The sequence below is a fragment of the Pseudomonas sp. LBUM1640 genome (assembly GCF_059716225.1).
In genome coordinates this window covers 4,796,070-4,822,457 of record NZ_CP166816.1, presented here as the reverse complement: position 1 = coordinate 4,822,457, position 26,388 = coordinate 4,796,070, and the positions used below count along the sequence as shown (strand labels likewise).

Here is a 26,388-nt window from a genome sequence, read left to right as displayed (position 1 = left end):
GCGCCTGCTCTATGTGATGGACCCGATGTGTTCCTGGTGCTGGGGCTTTGCTCCGGTGGCCGAGGCGTTGGTCGAGCAGGCCCAGGCAGCGGGTGTGGAGCTGCACCTGGTGGTGGGCGGTTTGCGCACCGGCAGCGGCGCGGCGCTGGAGCCGACCACCCGGCGCTACATTCTTGAGCACTGGCAGGCGGTCACCGAGGCCACCGGCCAACCGTTCAAACGTGAGGGCGCGTTGCCCGACGGCTTTGTTTATGACACCGAGCCTGCGTGTCGGGCTATCGTCACGGCGCGCAGCCTGGCGCCGGATTGTGCCTGGAAGCTGCTGGGGCTGATCCAGCGCGCGTTTTATGTCGAGGGCCGCGATGTGACCCTCGCCAGCGTGCTGGTAGAACTGGCCGAGGCAGCGGGCATCCCGCGTATCGAGTTTGCCGGCGCGTTCGACCGTGCCGAGCAGCACGCCGCAACAGCCGCTGATTTCACCTGGGTGCAGGATTTGGGCATTGCCGGTTTCCCGACCCTGTTGGCCGAGCGCAATGGCCAGCTTGCGTTACTGACCAACGGCTACCAGCCGCTGTCCGAGCTGTCGCCCTTGCTCGCCCGCTGGTTGGAGCGAGCCACCTGTGTATGACCAGCCCGACATCTCTGAGCAGCCCAAGCGCACCGACCGACTGACCTGGGCAGAAATTCGCCGCCTGGCCCTGCGTCATAAAAAATCCCTGTGGATCGCCAATAGCGTTGCTGTGCTGGCAACCCTGTGCAGTGTGCCCATTCCATTGCTGTTGCCTCTATTGGTTGACGAAGTGCTGCTGGGCCATGGCGATGCCGCGCTCAAGGTGATGAACCACGCGCTGCCCCTGGGCTGGCAGAAGGCAGCCGGTTATATCGGCCTGATGTTGCTGGTGACGCTGTGTCTGCGGTGCGGTGCGCTGGTGTTCAACGTAGTGCAGGCGCGGCTGTTTGCGCGGCTGGCCAAGGACATTGTCTACCGCATCCGTGTGCGCCTGATCGAACGGCTCAAGCGTATTTCCCTCGGCGAATACGAAAGCCTGGGCAGCGGCACGGTCACCACGCACCTGGTCACCGACCTGGACACGCTGGACAAGTTTGTCGGCGAAACCCTCAGCCGGTTCCTGGTGGCCATGCTGACCCTGGTGGGCACCTCGGCGATCCTGGTGTGGATGCACTGGCAGCTGGCGTTGCTCATCCTGCTGTTCAACCCCTTGGTGATCTACGCCACGGTGCAGTTGGGCAAGCGCGTCAAACACCTCAAGAAGCTGGAGAACGACAGCACGTCGCGCTTCACCCAGGCGTTGACTGAAACCCTCGACGCCATCCAGGAAGTGCGCGCCGGCAACCGCCAGGGCTTTTTCCTCGGGCGCCTCGGCCAGCGTGCCCAGGAAGTGCGCGACTACGCGATCCACTCGCAATGGAAAACCGACGCCTCCAGCCGTGCCAGTGGCTTGCTGTTCCAGTTTGGCATCGACATCTTCCGCGCAGCGGCGATGCTCACGGTGCTGTTTTCCGACCTGTCCATCGGCCAGATGCTCGCGGTGTTCAGCTACCTGTGGTTCATGATCGGGCCGGTAGAGCAATTGTTGAACCTTCAATACGCTTTTTACGCGGCGGGCGGCGCGCTGACGCGGATCAACGAACTGCTGGCGCGGGCCGACGAGCCGCAATACGCCGGGGGCGCAGACCCGTTTACCGGGCGTGAGACCGTCGGTATCGAGGTGCGCGGGCTGGATTTCGGCTACGGCGAAGATCTGGTGCTCAACCAGTTGAACCTGGTCATTGCGCCGGGTGAGAAGGTCGCGATTGTCGGCGCCAGTGGCGGCGGCAAAAGTACTCTGGTGCAACTGTTGTTGGGGCTGTACACACCGCAGGCCGGCAGCATTCGGTTCGGCGACGCCACCCAGCAGGAAATCGGCCTTGCGACCATCCGTGAGAACGTCGCCGTGGTGTTGCAGCACCCGGCGTTGTTCAACGATACCGTGCGCGCCAACCTGACCATGGGCCGTTCGCGCTCGGACCAGGCGTGCTGGCAGGCGCTGGAAATCGCCCAGTTGGATGCTACCGTCAGGGCGCTGCCCTTGGGGTTGGACAGTGTGGTCGGGCGCTCCGGCGTGCGTTTTTCCGGCGGCCAGCGCCAGCGCCTGGCCATCGCCCGGATGGTGTTGGCTGAGCCGAAAGTGGTGATTCTGGATGAGGCTACGTCCGCACTCGATGCGGCGACCGAGTACAACCTGCACCAGGCATTGGCGCGGTTTCTCAGTGGGCGTACTACACTGATCATCGCTCACCGGCTTTCAGCGGTGAAGCAGGCTGACCGTGTGTTGGTGTTTGATGGCGGGCATATCGCCGAGGATGGCGACCATCAGCAATTGATAGCGGATGGCGGGTTGTACGCCAAACTCTATGGGCACCTGCAACAAGTGCGTTGAATTAGCCTAGGCTGTGCTATCGGGAGCGGATTTTCGCGTGCGTATTTAGCTGTGCATGTGCAAGGGACTTCATGAAGCAAAAGCGGACTCTCGGAGTGACGTTAAGCAGGCCTCGGCTGTTGGGCATCGTCTGGCCCTTTATCGCCGTCGTATTATTCCAGGCATTGTTAGGCGGCGTCAGTCTCTACGTGCTTTCAGCGGTGCGCGGGTATGTGGCGGGTGAGAGCCTGTGGTCCAAAGGACAGAAAGATGCCATCTACTACCTCACGCTTTACGCCGATAATCGCGACCCCGCCACCTACCTCAAATATCAGCAAGCCATCGCCGTGCCCCAAGGCGGGCATGAGTTGCGTATTGCCCTGGATCGGCCCACCCCCGACATTCCTGCGGCGCGCCACGGGATCCTCAAGGGCGGCAACCACCCCGATGACGTTTCCAGCCTGATCTGGCTGTACCTCAACTTTCGCCATTTCAGCTACCTGGAAAAAGCCATCGAGTTGTGGACCGTAGGCGATGCTTACCTGGTGCAATTGGATGACTTGGCCCAGACAATGCACCGCGCGATCAGCCGCGATCAGCTCAGCAGCAGCGATGTCAGGGGGTGGAAGGCACGTATCACCGCCATCAACGAGGGGGTCACGCCGGCGGCGAAGGCGTTCAGCGATGCTTTGGGCGAAGGCTCGCGGGTCATCCTGCGGCTGTTATTGATCACCAACCTGGCCACAGCCCTTGGCCTGATTGCCCTGGCGCTGCTGCGTACGCACAAGCTGCTGACCCAGCGCCACGCGTTCGCCAGCGCGCTGCAAGCGGAGAAAGAGCGGGCGCAGATTACGCTGGAATCGATTGGCGACGGCGTGATCACCACCGACGTCGACGGCGCCATCGCCTACATGAACCCGGCAGCCGAGGCGTTGACCCATTGGAAGACGGCCCAGGCCCAAGGTTTGCCCTTGGCGGCGTTATTCAGCCTGCTCGATGAAAACGCTGTGCCCGATGGCTTTATGCTGATCGAGCACATCATCAAGGGCGAGTTCAGGGGTGGCAGCGAGCATTCCAAACTGATCCAGCGCGTGGACGGCAGTACGGTGTCGGTGACACTGGTAGGCGCGCCGATCCGCAGTGCCGGCAAGGTCAGCGGCGCGGTACTGGTGCTGCACGATATGACCCGGGAGCGCCAATACATCGCCAACCTGTCGTGGCAAGCGACCCACGATGCCTTGACTGGCCTTGCCAACCGCCGCGAATTCGAGTTCCGCTTGGAACAGGTGCTGCAGCAGGTGGCGCGCCAGCAAAACCCGCGACATGCCTTGATGTTCCTCGACCTGGACCAGTTCAAGTTGGTCAACGATACCTGCGGTCATGCCGCAGGTGATGAGTTGCTTCGACATATCTGCGCATTGCTGCAATCGGACCTGCGCGAAGGTGACACCCTGGCGCGCCTGGGCGGTGACGAGTTCGGCATCCTGCTGGAGAACTGCCCGGCACCGGTGGCGGAAAAGATCGCCGAGAGCCTGCGCCATACCGTGCAAAACCTGCATTTCGTGTGGAAAGGCCGGCCGTTCATGACCACCGTCAGTATTGGCCTGGTGCATATCTCGCAAACGCCGACCACCTTGGAGACATCGCTGCGCACCGCCGACATGGCGTGTTACATGGCCAAGGAAAAGGGCCGCAACCGCGTGCAGGTCTACCATGCCGATGATTCGGAGTTGTCCCTGCGTTTTGGCGAAATGGCTTGGGTGCAACGCCTGCACATGGCCTTGGAAGAGAATCGATTTTGCCTGTATGCGCAGGAAATTTCGCCGTTGGGGCACACCGATGGCGGCAATGGCCATGTCGAAATTCTGCTGCGCCTGCACGATGAAGCCGGCAGGATAATTCTGCCGGACAGTTTTATCCCTGCTGCCGAACGCTATGGCCTGATGACTTCGCTGGACCGGTGGGTGGTCGAGAACGTATTCAAGATTATTGCCAACTGCATGCGCGAGCGCCCAGGCCGGCCGATGGCTATGTGTGCGATTAATCTGTCAGGTATTACTATTGGCGATGACGACTTTCTCGGATTCTTACGTGAGAAATTCGCCGCTTATAACATTCCACCGACAATGATATGTTTTGAAATAACGGAAACCAGTGCTATCGCAAATTTAGGTAGTGCAATTCGTTTTATTAATGAACTCAAAGCGTTGGGCTGCTATTTCTCACTCGATGACTTTTGTGCCGGAATGTCCTCGTTCGCCTATCTCAAACATTTACCTGTAGACTTCCTGAAGATCGATGGAAGTTTCGTAAAGGATATGCTGGACGACCCGATTAACCGCGCCATGGTCGAAGTGATCAATCACATCGGCCACGTCATGGGTAAGCGCACCATTGCAGAGTTTGTTGAAACGCCACCTATCGAACAGGCTTTACTTGAGATTGGTGTGGATTACGCTCAGGGCTACCTGATTGAACGCCCGCAATTGTTTACCTTTGATAGCTTGCAGTGTCGACCTGTGCGGCCGCAGCCTCTGTTATTCAAGACGCCCGGCACATTCCGCTGAAACATTCGCTGGTCTGTACAATCACACTTAAAAAGGAGCCCTACAGTGATCGACACATTCAACAGAACCGGCCCGCTTATGGAAGCCTCAAGTTACCCCGCCTGGGCGCAGCAATTGATCCAGGCGTGTAGCGAGAGCAAGCGCCGAGTTGTCGAGCACGAACTGTATCAGCGCATGCGTGACAACACGCTCAGCGCCAAGACCCTGCGCCACTACCTGATCGGTGGCTGGCCCGTGGTGGAACAGTTTGCCTTGTACATGGCACAGAACCTCACCAAGACCAAGTTTGCCCGCCACCCTGGGGAGGATATGGCACGCCGGTGGCTGATGCGTAATATTCGCGTGGAACTGAACCACGCCGATTATTGGGTTCATTGGGCCCGCGCCCATGGCGTCAGCCTCGAAGAGCTGCAAGCGCAGAACGTACCGCCTGAATTGCACGCGCTGAGTCATTGGTGCTGGCATACCAGTTCGGCCGATTCGTTGATCGTCGCGATTGCAGCGACCAACTATGCGATCGAGGGCGCGACGGGGGAGTGGTCCGCCGTGGTGTGTTCTACCGGTGTGTATGCGGCCGCTTTCCCTGAGGAAGATCGCAAGCGCGCGATGAAGTGGCTGAAGATGCATGCGCAGTACGACGACGCCCACCCTTGGGAAGCCCTGGAAATCATTTGCACCCTGGCCGGGATGAACCCGAGCAGGGGCCTGCAGGAAGAGCTGCGCCAGGCCGTGTGCAAGAGCTACGACTACATGTACCTGTTTCTGGAAAGTTGCATGCGGTTGGAGAAAGAGAAAGACAAGGAAAATGCCCCCGTAGCGATTCGCGAGCGTCAGACGCGCGTCGCCAGCGAGGCTTGATGTAAGGGTGATGGCGGGGTGCTTACCCCGCCATTGCCAAGCGATTGCGGCCTTCGCGCTTGGCCACGTACAAGGCACTGTCGGCCCGGCGCAACAGGCTGTCGGCAGACTCGGCAGCCAGCAATGTCGAGCAGCCCAGGCTCACCGTCAGTTCAATCTTGGTGTCATCCGCCCAATAATCCTGAGCGTGCGCAGCCCGGCGCAGGCGCTCGCCGACCATGCTTGCCGCATCTCGGCCGGTGTTCGACAGCAGGATCAGAAACTCTTCCCCGCCAAACCGAAACACCATGTCCACGTTGCGTAACTGGCTTTTAATCGAGCCGGCCACGGCGCGCAGTACTTTGTCGCCAGCCGCATGGCCGTGGGTATCGTTGATGTTCTTGAAGTGATCAATGTCCAGCATCAGCAACGACAATGGGCTCGTGTGTCGCCGGGCCATGTCTATTTCCCGTTGCAGGGTCTGGTCCATGGCAATGCGATTGCCGGTTTCGGTCAACGGGTCACGCAGGGCGCTGCGGGTGGCGACGCGGTAGAGCAGGGCGTTACGCATCGGGTAGAGCAAGGTCGCCAGCAGCGCCTCCAACTGGCTCAGTTCGTCGTCCATCAAGCGTTGGTTGCGCCGGAATATCAGCTCGCCCAAGTGCTCGCCTTCATGGCTCAAGGTATAGCTCACCGAGTGGTGGCCGCGCTGGCCGAATTCCAGGCGCAGGTCGCTGGCTTCATGGCGATATTGCAAGGCGTCCAGGGGCACCAGGCGTTGTATCTCGCGAAAGAACAGGCCGAGGATGCGCTCCGGCTCCAGGCTGGTTTGCAATTGCTGGCCCAGTTGCTGGCGCAGTTCGTTAAAGGTGACGGGGCGGCGGGGACGAAGGGCTGGCTGACCAAACCCCAGGCGTTGCAATTTGGCACTGTCGAAGTCAATTGCGTTGGTCTGGGTCGGTGATTTCATAAGCTGACTGCCTCTAAGCACTTAACTGTCTTACAGGCTCGATGAGAGTGGCGAATGCCAAGCGTCTTACTGTTCCTTCAGTTCCGTAAAACATTGGAAACAGTTTAAACCGCTTTGCCCGGGGTTATAACCCCTGGGTACTGCCACACGTCTTGTCATCGCTTAACCTGCTTGAGCAGTGTTAGAGCGAGATTCATGCCACTTCGTTTAACTTAATAAAACCCCTTATAAATCAACGGCCGTTTTTAAGAGAAAAAACGGTCGTTGCATAATGGCGCCGGTTATTTGGCTACTTGAACCAACGTACTGTGGTCAATCTGATCAATCGATGTAACGCCGGTCAAGGTCATGGCCACGCGCATTTCCTTGGCGAAGATATCCAGCAGGTTTTCCACCCCGCGCTGGCCATCGGCAGCCAATGCATAGGCGTTGGCGCGCCCCAGCAGGCAACCCTTGGCGCCCAAGGCGAGCATGCGCACCACGTCGAGCCCGGAGCGAATGCCCGAGTCCACCAACACCGTGAGGTCATCGCCCACTGCCTCGGCAATCGGTGGCAGCGCTTTGGCGGTGGACAGCACGCCGTCCAATTGACGGCCGCCGTGGTTGGAGACGACGATGCCGTCTGCGCCGAAACTCACGGCGTCCTTGGCGTCCTGTGGGTCGAGGATGCCTTTGATGATCATCGGGCCTTTCCAGAACTCGCGGATCCACTCCAGGTCTTTCCAGCTGATCGACGGGTCGAAATTGTTCGCCAGCCAACCGATGTAGTCTTCCAGGTGCGTCGGCTTACCGAGGTATTTGGAGATATTGCCCAGGTCGTGCGGGCGGCCCATCAAGCCGACATCGAAGGCCCATTGCGGCTTGGTGACGGCCTGCAACATGCGTCGTGAGGCGGCGAACGGCCCGGACATGCCCGAGTGCGCATCGCGATAACGTGCACCCGGCGTGGGCATATCGACGGTGAACACCAGGGTGGTCACCCCGGCCGCCTGCGCGCGTTCCAGGGCGTTGCGCATAAAACCGCGGTCCTTGAGCACATACAGTTGGAACCAGATCGACTGCGGGCTTTGCGACGCCACTTCTTCAATCGAACACACCGACACCGTCGACAGGCAAAACGGCACGCCTTTGTTCGCCGCCGCCTTGGCGGCCTGCACTTCACCGCGCCGCGCGTACATGCCGGTCAGGCCGACCGGGCTGAGGATGACCGGCATCGACAATTCCTGGCCGAATAGGCTGGTCTTCAGGCTGAGGTTGTCGACATTGCGCAGGATGCGCTGGCGCAGGCTGATCTCGGCCAGGTCCGAACTGTTGGCGCGCAGCGTGTGCTCGGCGTAGGCGCCACCGTCGATGTAATCGAACAGAAAGCGCGGCAGCTTGCGCTTGGCGGCCGCACGGTAGTCGGAGGCGGACGAGATGATCATGAACGGTTTCTCCACAGAACTTGGTCACTCCACCATAAGCAAAAAGCTGGCATGATAAAAACAACTTTTATTACTTGTGCCCAGTCGCTAAAGGAATACCGATGAACCTGCGAACATTGCGTGCCTTTGTTGAAGTGGTGCGCCAGGGCGGCTTCTCCCAGGCGGCTGACGTGGTGGCGCTGACCCAATCCACGGTGAGCAAGGCGGTCAAGACGCTGGAGGATGAATTGGGTACGCCGCTGCTTAATCGCCTCGGCCACCGCAACGAACTGACCGCTGCTGGCGAAATTGCCTACCGCCGCGCGCTGGTGTTGCTGGCTGAGCAGAGCGACTTGGTTGCCGAGATCAATGACCTGCGCGGTCTCAAACGCGGTGTGCTGCGCATCGGCTTGCCACCGGTAGGCTGCGGCGTACTGTTTGCGGCGATGTTCGCCGCCTACCGCACGCGCTTCCCCGACATCGAGATCGAACTGACTGAATACGGCAGCAAAAGACTGCGCGAATGCCTGGAAGTCGGCGAGGTCGACCTGGCGGCGTTGCTGCTGCCTGCGGACGAAGGGTTCGACTACCAGCCCGTGCGCAATGAACCGCTGATGGCCGTGTTGCCGATGAACCATCCACTGGCCCGGCGCAAACGCATCGACCTCACCGACCTCGCCGACTCACCGTTCATCCTGTTCGAAGCCGGCTTCGCCTTGAACGCCAAGATCCTCGCCGCCTGCGAACGCAAAGGCGTCACGCCACGGGTGACCGCGCGCAGTGGGCAAATCGACTTCATCGTCGACCTGGTGTCCGCAGGATTGGGCGTCGCCTTCCTGCCGCGCATGCTTGCGCACAAGCACCAGCACGCCGGCATCGCCCTGATCCCTTTGGACGAACCGCACACCGATTGGCACATCGCCCTGGCCTGGCGCGCCAGCGCCCACCTGCCGCCCGCAGCGCGTGCGTGGCTGGATTTGGCCAAGGAAATGGCCAGCCCGGTGTAGAGGGTTGCAGCCGTTATTTGTAGGAATCCGGCCAAATGCACCCCGGTGCTTGACTTCTTCTTTTTAATCAGTAACATACGGCGCATTCCGCGATAGCTCAGTTGGTAGAGCAAATGACTGTTAATCATTGGGTCCCTGGTTCGAGTCCAGGTCGTGGAGCCAGATAGAGAAAAGCCTGCAGAGATGCAGGCTTTTTTTTGCTTTGGATTTGGCTATGCCAACCACAAGTGTGCAGGCGGATAACCTACCGTCATTGGTCTCGTTGCAAGTGCCGTTGCATGACGCGTCTGGAGCGCTGCTCAGATCGAGCGAGTTGTCTCTAAAGCCTTCATGTCCAATCTGTGTTGACCCAAACAAATACTCAATCCAACCGGTCTGGAAAATCTTTGCATTATATTGCGGGTGACCGATTTTATTTTAAGTCTGATGGGTTTTCGCGTAAGAATCACGTTTGCCGCTTGGTATTGAGATAGGGTCCAATAGTAAAGTCTTGATCCCTAAAGGTGCAGGGGTTAATGAAGGTGCAGGATTTGTTAACATTCGATTTTTATTTGTAGAATGAATAGCATACGTTCCTGCGGATAAGGGCGAGGCAATCAGCCGAGGAGGCTGTTCGCGGTCATCGCTCCACGTAATAAGGTATTCGTTAGTTGGAGTCTTAAATCCGGATGGGGAGGTGGTGTGAGCAGTGTTCCGATTGGCGAATTCTTCAACGTCCTGGGGTGGGGAGCAATGGTCGTGTGTGTATCATGGTTGCTGGTTCTCGGGTTTGAGAAATTTACGCGGCGCCTAATTCCCCAAGCACTGAGGGCGGCGATCCTGATGCCCATCGCGTTTTCTGTCGCATTCGCATGTGCGGCTGGTTTTCCGCTGCCGGTTTAGGCGCTCGTTTTCGTGTGCCGTAGTTTCAGTGCCTTTAAAAAGGCTGGGTGTAGGAGGTTCCTGCGGCGTAAGGGCCAACGATTTAAAGACTGAGTCCCCTGGGCTTTTTGTCAGCGCCAAAGGACATCTATTGCTGCAGGTTTAAGTATGCAACAAGACTAAGATAGAGCTTGGCAGAGAATTTCCTATTCAAGCTAGGTTATATTTTTATTTTCCACGTATTTTAAAGATCGAGGTGAGCAAGTGCTAATAATCCTCTCGCTCGTAAGCGCCCTGGTTCTGTCGTTCGCGGCAAAAGGCGTGGCGGCTGTTATAAATGAAAAGTTTGACCGAAATATCCAGGGTAAACACTTACATATGTTTGCTCTGCCGCTGATAATTGCGTTTGTTATTTTGGTTGTACCAAAATTTGTCGGTTGTATTAGTTACGTTGGGTAGCCCTTCCCGAAACGTCGATCTACGCGTGGTGAGTGTGTTGTTAGTCGACCTAGACCACCCCTCACTGCGAGTGGATCCGTTCAGAATAAGGAAGCCAGATAGAGAAAAGCCTGCAGAGATGCAGGCTTTTTTTTGCCTTGGATTCGTCCCATGGCACCCAACCCAACCTCTATACAACGCCCACCCCAAAGCCATAAGATGAGAAGAATTATCATTTAATGCGGATCTGACATGCACGACGACAGCATCGCCTCGCCGGTCGCCAAGCTGTATGCGAATCACCATGGCTGGCTTCGCGGCTGGCTGCATCGGCGTTTGGGGCACAGTGCCGATGCCGAAGACCTGGCACACGACACGTTTATCCGGGTGTTGCGTTCCAAGGAGGATGTGCGCGAACTGCGCCAGCCCATGGCGTTTCTGGCCACCATCGCCAATGGCTTGCTGATCAATCGCTGGCGTCGCCAGGCCATCGAGCGGGCGTATCTGGAAGCGTTGGCGGCGCGGCCGGTGGGCGAGGAGCCGTCGCCGGAGGAGCGCCACTTGATGATCGAGACGTTGTTGCAGCTGGATTCGCTGCTGGTCGGGTTGTCGGCGCGGGTTCGGCAGATTTTCTTTTTGTCCCAGCTCGATGGCCTGACTTATCCGCAGATCGCCGCGCAGTTGAGCCTGACGGTGGCCCAGGTGCAGCGGGCCATGGGTAAGGCGTTCAGTGTCTGCTACGCGAGTCGTTTTGAATGAGTGGCGCGGCGGTTGATCCTCGCGTGCGCGACAGTGCCATCGATTGGCTGGTGCGGATGCAGTCCGGGTTGATGAGTGCCGGTGATCATCAAGCCTTGCAGCTGTGGCGCCAGGCCAGTGCCGAGCATGAGCACGCGTGGCAGCGGGTCAGTAGTTTGCCGCTGCTGCTGCAACCGGGCGCCAATTTGTTGGCCGATGCCACGGCGCGCCGGGCGTTGCAGGCGGCCGGGGCTGATCCGCAGCGTCGTCGCCAGGTGCTCAAGTGCTTGCTGGCGTTGGGGCTGCTGGGTGGAATCTCCTGGCAAACGGCGGATTCCACGTTGCTGCGTTCGGCGTTGGCGAGTTATCGCACCCGCATTGGCGAGCGGCGACACTGGGCGCTGGCGCAGGGTTATTCGCTGTGGCTGAACACCGCCAGTGCGGCAAACCTGGACTTGAGCGCAGGGCAGCGCAGTGTGCAGCTGGTCGAGGGTGAGCTGGCCCTGGATACCCCCGCCGGGTCTGCGTCGCTGGAGCTGCTGACCCCCAACGCGGTGCTCTACAGCCATGGCGCGCACCTGCTGGTGCGCCATGATCGCCAAGGCACGCAGGTGACAGTCTTGCGCGGGCTGGCGCAGGTGAGTACGCGGCATCAGTCGACACCGGTGCCGTTGCAGGCTGGCTGGCAACTCACGGTGGATGAGCGCGGAGCAGGGCGCCCGAACCCTATCGATCTGTTGCTGGCTCAGGCCTGGATGCGCGGCATCCTGCCCGCCGAGCGCATGCGCCTGGAGCAGCTGTTGGCCGAGCTGTCGCGTTATCGCCCAGGCTTCTTGCGCTGCAGCGACGCGGTGGCGGGCCTGCGCATCACCGGCAGTTTCCAGCTGGACGATACCGATGCAGCCCTGGTGCTGGTCGCCAATACCTTGCCGGTGCGTATCGAACGCAGAACGCGTTATTGGGTGACGGTGGTGCCTGCGTGAAGTTTTTTTTCGGCGGCGCGATAGTTTTTTCGATCTGGCTTGGCCTTTAGGTATTACCCACCGGCACAGGTGGGTTTCAACCCCTAGGAGCCTTGCATGATTTCCCCCGCTCGTGTCTTGCGTACCCATACATTCAGCTTGCTGTTTTTGAGTTTACAGCCGCTCTACGGCGAGCTGGTTTTTGCGGCCGGCGAACGCCCTTACCGAATTAGCGCCGGCCCGCTGGATCAAGTGCTGTCGCGCTTCGGTGCCGAGGCGGGCATCAGCATGGCGGGCAGTTCGCTGCTCACCGCCGGCAAGACCAGCCAGGGTCTGCAAGGGGATTTCAATACGGAGGCGGGCCTGACCCAACTGCTCTCGGGCACAGGCCTTGGCTATCAGCGCCAGGCGGACGGTGGCTACGTCTTGCGTGCGCACCAGGCGGCAGTGTTGCTGCCGACGCAAAAGGTCACGGGCGAAAACCTCGACGAAGAGGACGTCTACCGGGCGCCGCACTCGTCGGTGTATATCTCCGGCGAAGACATGCAGCGCTTTGGCGTGGTCTCGGTGGGCGATATGCTCAAGGGCCAGCCTGGCGTGCAGGTCGGCGACAGCCGTAATGGCGGCGGCCTGGATGTGAATATTCGCGGCATCCAGGGCCAGAGCCGGGTGGCGGTCACGGTGGATGGGTCGCAGCAGGCGCTGGATGTCTATCGCGGTTACGCCGGCACCCAGCAGCGCAGTTACATCGACCCGGACATGATCAGCGACATCACGATCGACAAGGGCCCCAGCCTGACCTCCAGCGCCATCGGTGGCACGGTGAAGATGCGCACCCTCACCGTCGACGACATCCTCAAGAACGGTCAGAACTTCGGCCTGCGCCTAAAGGGTGATCTATGGAACAACGGCGTCGCGCCGGCCTCCCGAGACCCGCATTCCAAGACCGAAGGCCTGTACGCGGAACCGCACCAGAGCCGCGGTGGGCTGTTTGGCTCCGAGGCGCAGGCCGGCAGTGCTGCATTGGCCTATACCCATGAGTTTTTCGATGTGGTGGCGGCCTACGCCAAGCGCAACCAAGGCAACTATTTCGCCGGCAAAAAGGGCCAGGACCGCTACCGGACCTACGACCGTTGGGGCGATGAAGAAACCAGCGTGGCAACCACCTACAACGCCGGCGAAGAAGTGCTGAACTCCTCGTCGAGCACCGAATCGTTCCTGCTCAAGACCACCTTGCGCCCGGCCGATGGGCATACCTTCGACCTCGGTTATCGCCGCTATGATGGGCGCATCGGTGAGATCATGCCCTCGGATATCTTCCGCTTCGGCACCGGCGGCATCTACCAGTACCCGCTGGGCCATACCAGGATCGACACCTACACCGCGCGTTACAACTACCTGCCTGCGGGCAACCCGCTGATAGACCTGAGCGCCGACCTGTGGCTGACCGATGCGCAAACCAGCCAGCTCACCTCGGTGAAAGCGCCGGCGTCCCAAGCTTATCGCTCGGACCGCGCCTGGAGCCGTCAGGCCGACCAGCGCATCGGCGGCGGCTTGGCCAACACCTCGCGCTGGGCCACCGACTACGGCGACGTGAAACTGGACCTGGGCGGCTCGTTCCAACTCGAGGAGCTGCGCCCGCAAAAAGGCGTGGTCACCAACCAGGACGATATCAACGCCAACCGCATGCTGCGCGAAGGGTCGCGGCAGGAACTGAGCTTCAACGGCAAGCTGGAGTACAAGCCGGTGGACAGCCTCACCTTGTGGGGCGGCGGGCGTTACACCCACTACCGCAGCAAGGACCACATCGCCAATGCCACGGCACGCGAAGAGGACCGCGCCCTGCGCTACCTGCGCGTCTACAACGGCGGCGGCTCTGGCAACATGATGTGGTTCCCGGACCAGAACGGCCAGTACACCGACGCCACCGATCCACGCCTGACCAATGGCATCGTCTTCCAGAACACCAACTATCCCTTCGAGGGCGTGCGCTACAACGACTTTGGCGCGGTCGATTCGACGGTCTACCCGTCCCAGGTCGGCAGCGTGGTCACCGGCTATGAATATTCGGGCAAGGCGAGCAACAGCGGGGGCGCCTTCGCTCCGGCCGTGGGCATCAATATCGAAGTGCTGCCAGACACCTTCGTCTACGCCTCCTACACCCAGGGCTTGCGTATGCCTTCGCTGTTTGAAACCAGCCAGGGCGTGTTGCAGACCAAGCCGGGCAAGGGCCTGAAACCCGAGCGCTCGAGCAACTGGGAGGTCGGTGCCAGCACGCTGCACAAGGGGTTGTTGTTCGATGACGATTCGGCGGCAATCAAGCTGGCCTACTTCAACAACACCATCAAGAACTACATCACCCGCTACTACGACCCGAGCCCGGGCCTGCGGGGCTTGATGCGCTTCAGCAACACCGACAGCTACAAGACCAGCGGCCTGGAGTTGCAAACCCGCTACGATGCCGGGCGCGTATTTGCCGATCTGTCGTCCACCTACTACCTGAAGACTGAAACCTGCGATGCAGCGTTCGCAGCCACACTGCGCGCCACCAGTGACAGCTACCAGCAAACCAGTAATACACCGAACTGCACGCCGGGCAGCTTCATGGGTTCTTACACCAACACCCAGAACCCACCACGGTTTGCGGGCAACCTGACCACAGGCCTGCGTTTCTTCGATCAGAGCCTTACGCTCGGTACGCGCATCACCTACACCTCAGGGCCTACCGTCACCGCCGACAAACCCTGGCAGACCGGCGCCACCACGCCGCAATTGAATTATCGCGAAGTGGCTTTGGTCGATCTGTTCCTCAATTATAAATTGCAGGAAGACGCCAGCCTCAATGTGTCGCTGCAAAACCTGACCGACCGCTACTACCTGGACCCGCTGGCGCAGAGTTTCATGCCGGCGCCGGGGCGTACGCTGCGGGTGGGGTTGCAGGCGAAGTTTTAAGGAGGCTTGCGAGCCTCGCACGCCGGCGCATCGGCCGGTCGCGCGAGCGCCGCAGCGTTAAAGCGTCTGCACGATAATCTGGCTTTTCAGGTCGTTGACCATGCCTTCAATCGCCGGTTTCATGGCGACAAAATCCTGCGGGCTGCACAGCGCGTCGGGGTGGCTGAACGCATAGCTGCGGGTGATGAGTACGCTGTTGCCTTCCTTGACGTAAGTGGTCTGGTAGTTGAATCCACCAGTGTTCAGCGTTACAGCCTTGGGCACCGCCAGGATGTTCACTTCTTTGGGGAAGTCGAAGCGCGCTTTTTCTTCAATCGTGCCGGAGGTACAGATGAAGGTCTGCGTGCGGTCTTGTTCCGCCATGAGGCTGAACACGTTCTGGCCAATGCCGCCCGCGAGGCTGCTGAGCGTCGGTACGCCCGTGGGGCCGGGCAGGTTGACCAGGTTGTCGGTACGGCCCTTGACCGTGGACGTGAAGGTGGCGGCGTTGCCTTCCAGGGCGTCGGTTTCGATCTTGCCGCTGCCGGTTTGCCCGTACATGCTGAGGACTTTCTGGGTCAGTTGGTCACGGTCGGCAGGCATGATGGATTTGAACAGGAAACGATTGAGTTCCGTGGCCCAGCCTTCCACCTTGGTGCCGTTGGTGAAGTCCGCCGCGCCGCTCGGGTCGATCTTGAAGTGCAGCGTGCCGTCCACTTTGCCCAATTGGTTTGAAGGTGTGCGCGCCAGTTCGCCGCTCTGGGTCAGCAACACAGGTTTGCCCAGTTCCGGAATCATCAAGTAGCCGGCGGCGATGGGGGTGGCGGTGGAGTCCAGATAAAGGTCCAGGGTCGGGACGTAAGTGATCGCATGGTTAAGCAAACCCAGGGTCGGCACCTTCGGCAGTACGTAGGCGTCGCCCAGGTTGATCAGCGCGGGCGAGCTTTCGATGGCCACCGCCTTGAGCAGCGCTTCGAGCAAGGCAACATGGTCCTTGCAGTCGCCATAACGGTTATCCAGCACCGCCTGCGCCGCGTGCGGCACCACGCCGCCATTGCCGACGTAAACCGCGACGTAGCGAATGTTCTTGCGTACCCAGTCACTCAACACCAGTGCTTTGCTGCGCGGCGTGTCCAGGTTGGCGGTGAGCTTCTTGGCCAGTTGGGTAATGGCGGGCGTCACCTCAACCTGCGCCCTGGCGGCATACGCCTGGGCAAACTGTTTGTAGTCGGTGAACGTCGACACGGCCAGGCGTTGCCCGTAATCGGTGTAGGCGACGGAGCCGACTTCAACGCGGTTTTTCTCGGTCGGCTCCAGGTCCCATCGGTAGATTTTCCGCCCGTTGCTGGTGGCAGGCTCGGCGGCTTTGAACCCCCTTGCGTCAGCGAACAAGGGCATGTCGGCCGGCATGTCGTAGGTGAGGTGCACCTGTTGGTTCTCGTAGAAGTTCGGCGCATACAGGTCTTCAAACTGTCCGGGGAACAGCGCGGTGGTGCGATGGCGCTGGTAGCGCAAGACCATGCGGTCACCCACGGCTACGTCAGGGAAGATCACCACCTTGACGCGTGAGTCCTGGAACATCGGCGCTTCGGCTGAGGCCTGCTCCTGCTGTTCCTTGATCTGGTCGGCAGCCACCGGCACTTTGCGCCCGTCGGCTTTCTGGGTGTAGGCCTCCACGATGGCGACGGTTTCCAGCGAGCGGTTGAAGCTCACCGAGCGTTGCGCGTTGGGCTTGATCGCGCGTTCCTCATTGATGCGCGAGACCAGCTCAAAGTCGAGCACAAAACTGCCGTCGGCATTCACCACATAGGCCTGGCTATTTTTTTCGACGGTCAGGGAATGGTCGGTGTAATCGGCACTTGCCTGTGCGCTGAACAGCCCGCAAATGACCACCGCCAAAGCGCCGAACAGGCGCGTCGGGAAGAGCGTAACACTTTGCATAGAGATCCTTCTAAACGATGACGCGCGCCGTCTGGGCGAGGACGCGCGTTCCTTGGGTAAACCGCTAAATGCGAAACGTTACTATAGAGAGAGGGCAATGAGCCTGCTGATTTTTGTTGCTTAAAGACGTGTGGGAAGCGTCCGGGAATCGCTCTGTAAAGCTGGGTTTTTCCCACGCCGCTCCCACTTCGCAATCACCAGTGGCGCCAACGCATTACCCAACACATTCAGCGCCGTCGTTGGCATTTCCATCAACCGATAAACCCCGGCAATAAACGCAATGCCCTCCAAAGGCAGCCCGGCGCTGGCCAATGTCGCCGAGAGAATCACAAACATAAACCCCGGCACACCCGCCGCGCCTTTGGAGGTGAGCACCATGGTCACCACCAGCAACGCCTGATCGGCCAGGCTCAGCTCGATGCCATATAACTGCGCCACAAACAGCGTGCCGATGCCAAGAAACAACGACGCGCCGTCGAGGTTGAACGAGTAGCCCACCGGCACCACAAAGTTCACCAGCGAAGGCGGCACGCCGTAGGTTTCCAGCTTCTTCATCAATTGCGGCATCACCGCCGCCGAGCTGGCCGTGGAGAAGGCCAACACCAGTTCATCCTTGATATGGCGCATCAAGGCGAACAGGTTAATCCCGCACAACCGCGCGACCAGGTTCAGCACCACCAGCACAAAGAACACGATGGACAGGTAACTCACCATGATCAGCTTGGCCAGCGCCAACAGCTGCGCTTCGCTGTACACCGCGCCGCTGGGGTTGTTCGGGCTGTTGAGGATCACCCATTTGGTGCGTGGGGTGATCGCCTGTTCGAGCGCTTCGGGGGCCAACTTGAAGCCCAGGCTTTCGTTGCCCGGGCTGATCCCGGACGCCGACCCCATCAGCCTGGAGACGCTGGCCAGTTACACCGTGCTGACCCAGGGTGCACAGTCGGGCACCGGCTTGATCTACGAGCGCTGGCTGGCCGCACATAACGTGCAGATGCCTCGCACGCTCACCAGCCACAACCTGTTGGTGCAGGTCGGGTTGGCGTTGTCGGGGATCGGCGTGAGCTACTTGCCGAAGGTTTGCCTGTCGCACCTGATCGAGCAGGGCAGCCTGCGCGCGCTGGTGACGCAACCGGAACTGCCAAGCGTGCAGTATGTGGCGTTGCACCGGGTGGACCGCCAGTTTGGCTTGAACCAGAACGTGGCGCAGATGGCGCAGGCGTGCTGTGATTTCTCAACGTTGTTGCTCTAGCGGTAACCGGATCTATTGTGCGCAACGGACTGGGTGTGGCCAGCAAGCGGGTTGTGGTTAGAGGGCTTCTGTGGCGAGCGGGCGTGAGCTCCCGGTAGCGTGTATTGCTTGATCGCAAAGAGTTGCCGTAAGTTTGCCCGCTTTGTTCAGGAGCAACCTTTGCATGAGTCGCACGCCTTCTAAAAAAACCTCCCAGCGGCGCAGTCACTGGGAGCTGCTGCAAATCAAGGTGGGAGTGCTCGCCAGCCTGCTCTCCCTTGTCGGCCTGTTGTGCCTGGGCGGCTGGACGGTCTGGGTGACTTACTACGTTAAGCAGGACTCACAAATGAGTGCACTGCTGCTCAAGGATATGCAGATCAAGACGGAGTTAAGTGCTCATGTGGGAGCGGCTCTGAAGACTCAACTGATGCCAACCGAAGACGGGGCCAGTCTGTTGGAGGTGGGTGTCACCTTGTCCAATAGCGGCAATGACGTTGCCAGGCTCAATCTTGATCGGCGGGTGTTGTCGATCGTCAAAGTCCAGCGTTTCGAGGCCGGCCTGCCGGTTTATGGCCCCGCCTGGGACGTAGCAACGGCTCGGTACGACGGCATGAGTTCGACATTGTGGGTCTTTCCTTACCTGGATATCGGCCCATCCGAGTCCTATGAACTCAAATACGTCGTTAAGCTCGATGAGCCCGGTTTGTACCTGGTGCGCTTTCTTTCGCGGATGAAAAGCGACCATATCGAACGGCACAAACTCAAAATGAGTACACCGTCGATCATTGAGTACTCAACCGGAGCGGACGCCTTTATCACAGTGCCCAAGAGGGCATGAGATTCTTGTATCTCGGTGCGAGAAACTGCTAAGAATGGCGTCGAATATTGACCCGGTGTAATCAATCATGAAGCGCCATTTCGAAGATTTGCAGCTGGGCAGCATCGAGCTGTTCTGCCTCGCCGCCGAGGCCAGTAGTTTCACCGGCGCCGCGCACGTTGCCGGCGTAACACCGGCCGCGGTGAGCCGCAGCATTTCGCGCCTGGAGCAGCGCCTGGGTTCGCGCCTGTTTGTGCGCACCACCCGCAGCATCCGTTTGACCGACAGCGGCCGTACCTTTTTCGAGCAATGCCGCCAGGCCCTGACCCAACTGGTGGAAGCGCAGCAGGAAGTGATGGGCGCCCAGTCGGTGCCGTCCGGCCAGTTGCGCATCAGCGTCCCGACCACGTATGCCCATCATCGGCTGTTGCCGTTACTGCCCAAATTTCGCGCGCTGTACCCGCAAGTGACCGTAGACATCCACATCAGCAACCGCAATATCGACTTCGTCGCCGAAGGCTATGACCTGGCCATTCGCGTGCGTGCCCAACCCGACTCGTCGCTGATCGCCCGGCTGCTGGAGGACGCTGAGTTGGTGGTGGTCGCCGCGCCGGCCTACCTGCAACGCGCAGGCACGCCGCAGACCTTGCAGGATTTGCCGTCGCACGAGTGCATCCAGTTTGAACTGCCCAGCAATGGCCGACGTATTCCCTGGTTGTTCCAGGTGCAAGGCCAGGAACAGGAGTTTGCGGGGGCGGCGGGGTACAGCATCTCGCATGACGTGCTGGGCGGCGTGACCTTGGCCAAATATGGCGCGGGGTTGTTTCAGACGTACAAGTTCATCGTCGAGCAGGAACTGGCTGACGGCACGCTCGTGGAAGTGTTGAAACCGTTTGGCGGCCGCTCGCGACCGTTTACGTTGCTGTACCCCCATGGTCGCTACGTGCCGCACCGGGTGCGGGCGTTTGTGGATTTTTTGCTGGCGTGTCGGGACGAATGGGCGGCGTCGTAGAGGCGGCAATGTCCCACGTCAGCAGGATCTGGCTGATCGCCGCGTTGATCAGCGGATACGGCACATCATCGCGCGCCAGGATCGAAACGCCCTGCAGGAAACTGTCAAACACCGTCGCCATTGCCGCCGCCTGCAGCGTGTCCGGCAGTTGCCCGGCTCGGATGCCGCGCTCAACACACGCCACTATCCCCGCCCGCGTTCGCGCGCGCGATTGCGTCAACGCCTCTGTCACCCGTGCATTCTCCGGGCTCGGTGCGCTCATCACGCCCAGCGCCACCATGCAGCCCTTGGGGTGCCCGTCGTCACACTGCATGCGCGCCGACTGGCGCAACGCGGTTTCGATGGCTTTGCGCGGCAGCAGGGTTTCGTCCCACAGGCATTCGGTGACTTGGGCGTAGGTCGCCAGATAGCGTTGCACGCACTCATCGAACAGCGCTTCTTTAGAGCCGAACGCTGCATAAAAACTCGGCGCAGAGATACCGCCACCCAGGCCGGCCTTGAGCTGGGCGAGGGAGGTGGCGTCGTAGCCGTGCTGCCAGAACAGGTGCAGGGCCTGTTCCACGGCGTGGTCGCGGTCGAAATTACGTGGGCGGCCCATTTGTGCCATGTGCGGTCTCCTGTGCAGAACGAGATAAATACTAGTTGATACATAAGTCGTTGACAACGCACGCGTGCTGCCTGCAACATTTATATCGATCAGTATGTAAGTTATCTCAAGGAGCCTCCCGTGACCCCCTCACTCAGCTTATCCGCGTCATCCGAGCGCCTGCCCATCGGCGCTTTGCTCGCCCTGGCCATGACCGGTTTCATCTGCATCGTCACCGAAACCCTGCCCGCCGGCCTGTTGCCGTTGATCAGCGCAGGCCTGGCGATTTCGCCGTCGATGGCCGGGCAGATGGTCACCGCCTACGCGCTGGGCTCGGTGGTGGCGGTGATCCCCATGACTATCGCTACCCGTGGCTGGCGTCGGCGCAATGTGCTGTTGCTGACCATCGTCGGTTTTCTGTTGTTCAATTCCATTACGGCGCTGTCGTCCCACTACGGCGTCACCCTGGTGGCGCGGTTCTTCGCCGGGGTGGCGGCGGGGTTGGCCTGGAGCCTGTTGGCCGGTTACGCCCGGCGCATGGTCGCGCCGCATCAACAGGGCCGTGCGCTGGCCTTGGCGATGGTCGGCACGCCGATTGCGCTGTCGTTGGGCGTGCCGCTCGGCACCTGGCTGGGTGGCCTGGTGGGTTGGCGCACCACGTTCGGGATCATGTCGGTGCTGACGCTGGTGTTGATCGTGTGGGTGCTGGTGAAAGTCCCGGACTATGCGCCACAGGCTGCGCATCAGCGTTTGTCGCTGCGCAAAGTGCTGACCACGCCCGGTGTGCGGCCGGTGCTGGCGGTGGTGATCAGTTGGATGCTGGCGCACAACATGTTGTACACCTATGTCGCGCCGTTTTTGCTGCCGGCTGGGCTGGCGAGCCGCGTGGATGTGGTGTTGCTGGTGTTCGGGGTTGCGGCGTTGGCGGGGATTTGGTTGACGGCCAAATGGGTCGAGCCGTCGTTGCGGCGCACGGTGCTGGTGAGCCTGGCGATGTTTGCCGCGGTGAGCGTGGCGTTTGGCTTGCTGGGGAATAGGCCGCAGGTGATTTACCTCGGCGTGGCAGTGTGGGGCTTGAGCTTCGGCGGCGCCGCAACCCTGTTGCAAACCGCCCTGGCGGACGCAGCGGGCGATGGCGCAGACGTGGCGCTGTCGCTGAACGTAGTGGCGTGGAACAGCGCGATTGCCGGCAGCGGCGTGGCGGGCGGTGTGTTGCTCGATACGTGGGGCGTCGCGTCGTTTCCCTGGGCGATGCTGCTGTTGATTGCCGTGGCGTTTGCGATTGCCTGGAGGGCTCATGAACACGGATTCAGGCCGGGTGCACGCGCTGGCTGCCGTGGCTGCGGTCATTGACCCGCAGCCACGGCAGCTTGACTCAATCCGCTAGGATTATTGGCACTGCGGCCGCTTACTGCCTGGCGCCTGTGCGGGCTGGGTGGTACACGGGAAAGTAGGTGAAGGTGAAGTATTCCAAGGGGTTGGTCAGTATGGAAATGTCCCCGCGATCCTTGATCATGTCGACGTTCTCGTACTCCGCGTAAGTGTCGCTCAGCAGCAATGGGCCTTTGTCCGGGCCGTATCGCTGAGTGTAGCTATTAAACTCGGCGTCCACGAGTTCCGGGGTTGGTGTGATGGTCACAGTACCGATGAAGGCCTTGACGGGCTTTTTGATCAACTTCTGGAAGTCGGCGGCCAAAGAGTTTTCGTTGCCGTTGCCGGAGTAGCAAACCAGTAATCGCGTGTTTTCAAATTCGGAGGGGTCAATACCTTTCGCCAGCAGATCGGCATGCAGTTGCGCGGCGGTATGCTCGGCTCCGTCATAGATAATAGTGGACGCACTGCCGGTGTATTTTTCCAGCAGGCTGAGGTCTCTGCCGTGTGCGTTGATGTTAAGGCGTGGCTTGCCTTTGTATTCATCCACAAATGTAAACAGATCGCCTTTGACGTGTCGCATCTCCTTCATGTTGCCTTTCATGACCCTGAGGCGCGGAACCCTTGTCGAGTTACCGGTTTGTTGGATGGCGACCTCCGTGCCCATTTGCAGCGGATGTTCCGCCGGTGGAGTGAGCGAGGGCAGGTCATCAACCAACAGGCCGCCGCCGGTTGCAGGCCTTGCCGAGAGGGCCGTGGAGGTCTCGGGCAATGAGCGCGCCTTGAAATGAACCAACAAGGTTGCCAGGTTGACCAGCAGGTCGGTCAGCGCCGCCTCTTTGCCCTTCGAGTCCTCATCGCGCAGGATCTCCAGGTCCTTGATGATGCCCTCAGCTTGCAGCAGCACGCCGAGTATGGCGCCGGGGCCGCGAAGCGCTGGCAGTACCGCATTGAGTAGCAGGAACCCCCCGGTCTTGAGAGACGCCCATCGGCTTTGTGCATCGGATGTCGATTGTTGCCCGGCCAGGGTTATCAAGCTTTGGGCGTTGGCTTGGTACAGGTACTCCATCAGTTTCCCCTCTTGCAGCGTTTGCTGCAGTCGGGTGTCCACGGCCAAGGGGATTGCCTCGTTGGCAGAAACGGAGCCCAGGTTGTGCCCGAATATCACCACGTTGGGGTGTTTAAAACCGTTGCCGCGGTAGAGCTGTCGAGTATTTTCGTCAGGTAACCAGGCGAGGGTATCGTTTTGCAGTTTGCCGGGCTGCTGTATGGCTTCCAGCAGGGCCTGGCGAGAAGGAAATTGCCGCAGCGGTGCATCGGCAACCAGCGGGCGATAGAGAATATGCGGGCCGGTTGTGCTGTCTTTGGGTTCGATCAGGTAGGCACTTTCGACCACATCGGTTTGCCCCTGCGCCTTATTGTCAAAGGCCAGCGGTCGAATAACGATTTCCTTCCCGTCCACGGTCCTGGGGCCAGGTCCCGGCTTGAGTATCTCCTGGACGTAGCGCAACCCCGTATTGTTGAAACCGGCTTCGCCCTTGATGCTGAGTTCCAGCGCCTTGAGCTGCAGCTCAAGGGGTACTTGCTGGACAAACAGTGATCGGCGTTCGGCCATTTTGACCGGGTCATCAAGTAGTTTTTCCTTGAGCAGCGCGGGGTAGGTTTTGCCGATATCGAGCTCGGTAACCAGCTTTTTGAGTACCCCCTCTTGTTCGAGCGCGGGCACTCGGACTTTTATTGCTACGCCGTTTTCATCCTTGAGCCCTGACTTGAAATAGACTTCTATCTGGCCGTTCGGCAGCCCCGACAGGTTATTGAGCAGCATGTCAGTCAGGCTCATGGTTTGGCGATCGATAAAGCCAGAGCCCAGCGTCCCGTAAGGCACTTTGAAGACCACCTCCAGATTCTCGGCGGCGTGCTGCGTAAGCTTTTGGTGTTCGGGCAACAGGTCAAACTGCTGCTGCGCAAAAGCGCGAATGTCCTTGATGTCGCTGTTGTACGCACTGCCTTTGTTACGTTGTATGAAGCTTGCCAGCCCCAGGCTGAGCTCGTGCATCACAAACCGTTGGGCTTCGTTGGCATTGTTCATCCAGTCGGGCAGCTTGGTTGTTGCTTGTGTCGGGTTGCCTGTGCCCAACGGTGCTGGCCTGTTGAACAGGCTGTCGCCTTGATGCTGTTTGATGAGGGTGTCGGCCTGGGTGTCGAACATATTGCCGGTCAGTTCCTGGCGGGTATGCCCTGACTTTTCGAGGTCGTCCCAGGAGTCGTAAGGGGTGATTTTTCCATTGGGCTCCACCTGCAAGAGGATGTCGCGGTTTGATTGCGACAAGTAGCGATGAATCACCTTGTTCGGCGTGTCGCCGGCCAGGGTGTAGACGGTGGCGCCCGATGAGTTGGGGTCAAGTGGTGCGGGGCGTGTCGATCCTTCGGGATGCCTCACGACCATGTCCACGGTTTTACGTTGCTCGTCATCCAGGCCGGGTTGTTTCAGGCTGGCCAGTTGCAGGTTGCTGCGCAGAATGCGACTGACCAATGCGCGGTGGCTGCCGCTGAAGGCCGCGTCGGTATTTGTCGCAGTGCTAAAGGCCGGCTTGTTCCAATATTCACGCGAATCAGCGTCGTAGGCGGGGTTCAGGCGGGCTGGCAGCGTACTTATGGCTGCGCTTAGGGCGGACAAATCGAGGGCGAGCGGGGCGTCGGCAGCGTTGCCGGTGCGGGCCAGTAAATCAGGGCGAGTGTCAAACGCCCGGTCGGTGCTGGTGAAGTTCGGGGCCTCACCGCCGGCCAGGTAGTCCAAGGCAAGCGTCATCAATGGTGTTCGCTTAACGTTCCCTGGGTTGTCCGCGTCGGGTGTTTCAATGGCGATCTGGTTGACGTCGACGTCCAGTGACGGGGCGGCCTGCTTGATCTGCTCGCTGAGTAATCGCGCGACCACCGAGTACACGTTGGGCTCACCGGCAAACTGACGGCGCGCAATCGCGGCGATGGGCTTGTCCGTCGGTGGTGCAGGCACCTCAGGTTGAGTGGCGCTTGGGTTTTCGAGCCTCTGGATGGCGGCGCGTTGCTTTGCCTGGACCGCGCGGTAACGCTCATCTGTGGGCGGGTTGGCGTTGTTCAAGGCGCGAAAGCCTTCGCGGGTGAGCCTTGATGCGTTTGTAAGGGTGCCGACCCACGTGGTGTCCTTGTCGTCCGGCTCAGCGTAAAACTCACTTATCCGGGCGAGGCTGATCTGCGCGTCTTTGTCAGCCGGCACCTGCGTGTTACGCAGGGTTTGCCCCAGGGTTGAGTATTCAGGTATCTCAGACACTGCAAAGGTGGTGCGCGGGCCGTTACCGTAGGGCGCCATCTCAGGCCGCAGACTTAACAAGGCACTGCCGTACAGTTTCGCCATCTCCCGATCAGCGTCCTCAACCGACGGCTTGGGGGTGCGTTGCGAAGGGGAGAGAAGCTCGGGCTTCAATGCGATTTCCCCGGCAAAATCTTCTATGGCTTCGCGTTGTTGCTCTCGGATGTGCGAATAAGCGGGAGGGTTGAACGCAGGTGCTTTGGCGTCAGGCTCACGCAGCGCGTCGAAGGACTGGTGGTGTTGTTGCAGGCTGATCAAGCGAAGTATGTCCGCTTGTGTACCGTTATGGCGTGCGGCGTAAAAGTCGCCTACCACCGCGGCAGATGCGCGATGTGCGCCGGTATAGTTGATCGATTTTTTAGGCGGTGAGGCGAACGCCTGCGCGGCGGCGGTTACCGCGGCGGTGGCCTGCTCGTAGTCCGTATCGTATTTGTTGAACGTGGCGCTTTTACCGTTTGCAATGCAATCAAACGTCCATCCTGACTGCGTGTTCAGTTTGAGGGTTGACGTATCAATCTTGTGTTTACGAGCGAAACTTGCAAAGGGGTCGCTTTGAATGGCGTGGGTAAGCCGAGCCCAGGCTTTGCCGAATGTCGAGAAGGGCGGAATATCGGAAATAACCTGGGTCTGCCGCGAGCTTTTCCTGCCCGTGGGGTCGGCAATGACGTGATCCATCAATGCTGCGCTATGCAGGGAGGAGAGGGCGGCATCGCCTGCTCTGATCAGCGCCGTTGCGGCTTTTTTGGTTTCCAGATCCACCACCGGGCTGGCACGCTTGATCCGTACCTGAGTGTCGGAGGCGATAGTGGTTGCAGAGGTAGTGGCGTCTGCCTTTGTCAGTGCAGACGATTCAGGATAAGACTGCATCCCGCTGTATAAGGGCGCAACGTGCATGGGAGTTCTTCCGTCGGAGTGTAGTCCTAGCTCCGTGGCCCAGGGTCGCGTTGGCGTTC

The 26,388-nt window shown here is 59.9% G+C and carries 16 protein-coding genes, 1 tRNA gene and 3 pseudogenes; 13 read left to right on the top strand and 7 right to left on the bottom strand.

Translation table 11 applies throughout. The features are described 5' to 3' along the window. Positions 1 to 25 precede the first annotated feature (25 nt). The 4 genes from ACA065_RS21195 to ACA065_RS21180 all read left to right on the top strand — a co-directional run bounded on the left by ACA065_RS21195 (position 26) and on the right by ACA065_RS21180 (position 5,845). Positions 26 to 628: a DsbA family protein gene (locus ACA065_RS21195; RefSeq protein ID WP_497695396.1), complete on the top strand. Its 603-nt coding sequence runs from the start codon at positions 26 to 28 to the stop codon at positions 626 to 628. 10 nt (positions 629 to 638) lie between these two features. Then, the gene (locus ACA065_RS21190) at positions 639 to 2,441 is read left to right on the top strand and encodes an ABC transporter ATP-binding protein (RefSeq protein WP_497695395.1); all 1,803 of its coding nucleotides are present in this window, start codon (positions 639 to 641) and stop codon (positions 2,439 to 2,441) included. 71 nt (positions 2,442 to 2,512) lie between these two features. Further along, positions 2,513 to 4,987, top strand: coding sequence for an EAL domain-containing protein (locus ACA065_RS21185; RefSeq protein ID WP_497691378.1), 2,475 nt, complete (start codon positions 2,513 to 2,515; stop codon positions 4,985 to 4,987). Positions 4,988 to 5,065: 78 nt separating this feature from the next. Beyond that, complete coding sequence (locus tag ACA065_RS21180) at positions 5,066 to 5,845, top strand: iron-containing redox enzyme family protein (protein WP_497695394.1); 780 nt, start codon at positions 5,066 to 5,068, stop codon at positions 5,843 to 5,845. 22 nt (positions 5,846 to 5,867) lie between these two features. Here ACA065_RS21180 and ACA065_RS21175 read toward each other — a convergent pair whose 3' ends face one another. Both ACA065_RS21175 and lldD read right to left on the bottom strand, forming a co-directional pair. Then, positions 5,868 to 6,794 (bottom strand): GGDEF domain-containing protein, encoded by a 927-nt coding sequence (locus ACA065_RS21175; protein ID WP_497691377.1) that lies wholly within the window; start codon positions 6,792 to 6,794, stop codon positions 5,868 to 5,870. A gap of 281 nt (positions 6,795 to 7,075) precedes the next feature. Further along, on the bottom strand, positions 7,076 to 8,218 hold the full coding sequence (lldD, locus tag ACA065_RS21170; protein ID WP_497691376.1) for an FMN-dependent L-lactate dehydrogenase LldD: 1,143 nt from the start codon (positions 8,216 to 8,218) through the stop codon (positions 7,076 to 7,078). Between the two features lie 101 nt (positions 8,219 to 8,319). Here lldD and ACA065_RS21165 point away from each other — a divergent pair, with 101 nt between their 5' ends. The 5 genes from ACA065_RS21165 to ACA065_RS21145 all read left to right on the top strand — a co-directional run bounded on the left by ACA065_RS21165 (position 8,320) and on the right by ACA065_RS21145 (position 15,155). Further along, positions 8,320 to 9,204: a LysR family transcriptional regulator gene (locus tag ACA065_RS21165; protein ID WP_497691375.1), complete on the top strand. Its 885-nt coding sequence runs from the start codon at positions 8,320 to 8,322 to the stop codon at positions 9,202 to 9,204. A gap of 86 nt (positions 9,205 to 9,290) precedes the next feature. Continuing rightward, a tRNA-Asn gene (locus tag ACA065_RS21160) sits at positions 9,291 to 9,366 on the top strand. 1,389 nt (positions 9,367 to 10,755) lie between these two features. Then, positions 10,756 to 11,262 carry a sigma-70 family RNA polymerase sigma factor gene (locus ACA065_RS21155; RefSeq protein ID WP_497691374.1) on the top strand — a complete coding sequence of 169 codons (507 nt, stop codon included), beginning with the start codon at positions 10,756 to 10,758 and terminating at the stop codon, positions 11,260 to 11,262. Then, positions 11,259 to 12,224: a DUF4880 domain-containing protein gene (locus ACA065_RS21150; protein WP_497691373.1), complete on the top strand. Its 966-nt coding sequence runs from the start codon at positions 11,259 to 11,261 to the stop codon at positions 12,222 to 12,224. The genes ACA065_RS21155 and ACA065_RS21150 overlap by 4 nt, the downstream gene beginning before the upstream one ends. 96 nt (positions 12,225 to 12,320) lie before the next feature. Beyond that, complete coding sequence (locus ACA065_RS21145) at positions 12,321 to 15,155, top strand: TonB-dependent receptor (RefSeq protein ID WP_497691372.1); 2,835 nt, start codon at positions 12,321 to 12,323, stop codon at positions 15,153 to 15,155. Positions 15,156 to 15,212: 57 nt separating this feature from the next. Here ACA065_RS21145 and ACA065_RS21140 read toward each other — a convergent pair whose 3' ends face one another. The 3 genes and pseudogenes from ACA065_RS21140 to ACA065_RS21130 form a co-directional block, all read right to left on the bottom strand. Beyond that, on the bottom strand, positions 15,213 to 17,075 hold the full coding sequence (locus ACA065_RS21140; protein ID WP_497691371.1) for a DUF3857 domain-containing transglutaminase family protein: 1,863 nt from the start codon (positions 17,073 to 17,075) through the stop codon (positions 15,213 to 15,215). Between the two features lie 174 nt (positions 17,076 to 17,249). Beyond that, a pseudogene (locus ACA065_RS21135) lies at positions 17,250 to 17,813 on the bottom strand (cation:dicarboxylate symporter family transporter); the annotation flags it as partial. Positions 17,814 to 17,849: 36 nt separating this feature from the next. After that, a pseudogene (locus tag ACA065_RS21130) lies at positions 17,850 to 17,966 on the bottom strand (hypothetical protein); the annotation flags it as partial. On the opposite strand from ACA065_RS21130, the pseudogene ACA065_RS21125 reads away from it, so the two are divergent. The 3 genes and pseudogenes from ACA065_RS21125 to ACA065_RS21115 form a co-directional block, all read left to right on the top strand. Next, positions 17,938 to 18,324, top strand: a pseudogene (locus ACA065_RS21125) (substrate-binding domain-containing protein); the annotation flags it as partial. The pseudogenes ACA065_RS21130 and ACA065_RS21125 sit on opposite strands and share 29 nt — an antisense overlap. A 163-nt stretch (positions 18,325 to 18,487) precedes the next feature. Further along, entirely contained in the window at positions 18,488 to 19,141 is a 654-nt protein-coding gene (locus ACA065_RS21120; protein WP_497691370.1) for a hypothetical protein, read from the top strand. A 67-nt stretch (positions 19,142 to 19,208) separates the two neighbouring features. Beyond that, positions 19,209 to 20,132 (top strand): substrate binding domain-containing protein, encoded by a 924-nt coding sequence (locus tag ACA065_RS21115; RefSeq protein WP_497691369.1) that lies wholly within the window; start codon positions 19,209 to 19,211, stop codon positions 20,130 to 20,132. Here the strand turns inward: ACA065_RS21115 and ACA065_RS21110 are convergent. Further along, complete coding sequence (locus tag ACA065_RS21110) at positions 20,035 to 20,739, bottom strand: TetR/AcrR family transcriptional regulator (RefSeq protein WP_497691368.1); 705 nt, start codon at positions 20,737 to 20,739, stop codon at positions 20,035 to 20,037. The two genes, ACA065_RS21115 and ACA065_RS21110, sit on opposite strands and share 98 nt — an antisense overlap. A gap of 120 nt (positions 20,740 to 20,859) precedes the next feature. On the opposite strand from ACA065_RS21110, the gene ACA065_RS21105 reads away from it, so the two are divergent. After that, positions 20,860 to 22,071: an MFS transporter gene (locus ACA065_RS21105; RefSeq protein WP_497691367.1), complete on the top strand. Its 1,212-nt coding sequence runs from the start codon at positions 20,860 to 20,862 to the stop codon at positions 22,069 to 22,071. Between the two features lie 55 nt (positions 22,072 to 22,126). Here the strand turns inward: ACA065_RS21105 and ACA065_RS21100 are convergent, their stop codons facing one another. Beyond that, the gene (locus tag ACA065_RS21100) at positions 22,127 to 26,329 is read right to left on the bottom strand and encodes a hypothetical protein (RefSeq protein ID WP_497691366.1); all 4,203 of its coding nucleotides are present in this window, start codon (positions 26,327 to 26,329) and stop codon (positions 22,127 to 22,129) included. Between the last annotated feature and the right edge of the window lie 59 nt (positions 26,330 to 26,388).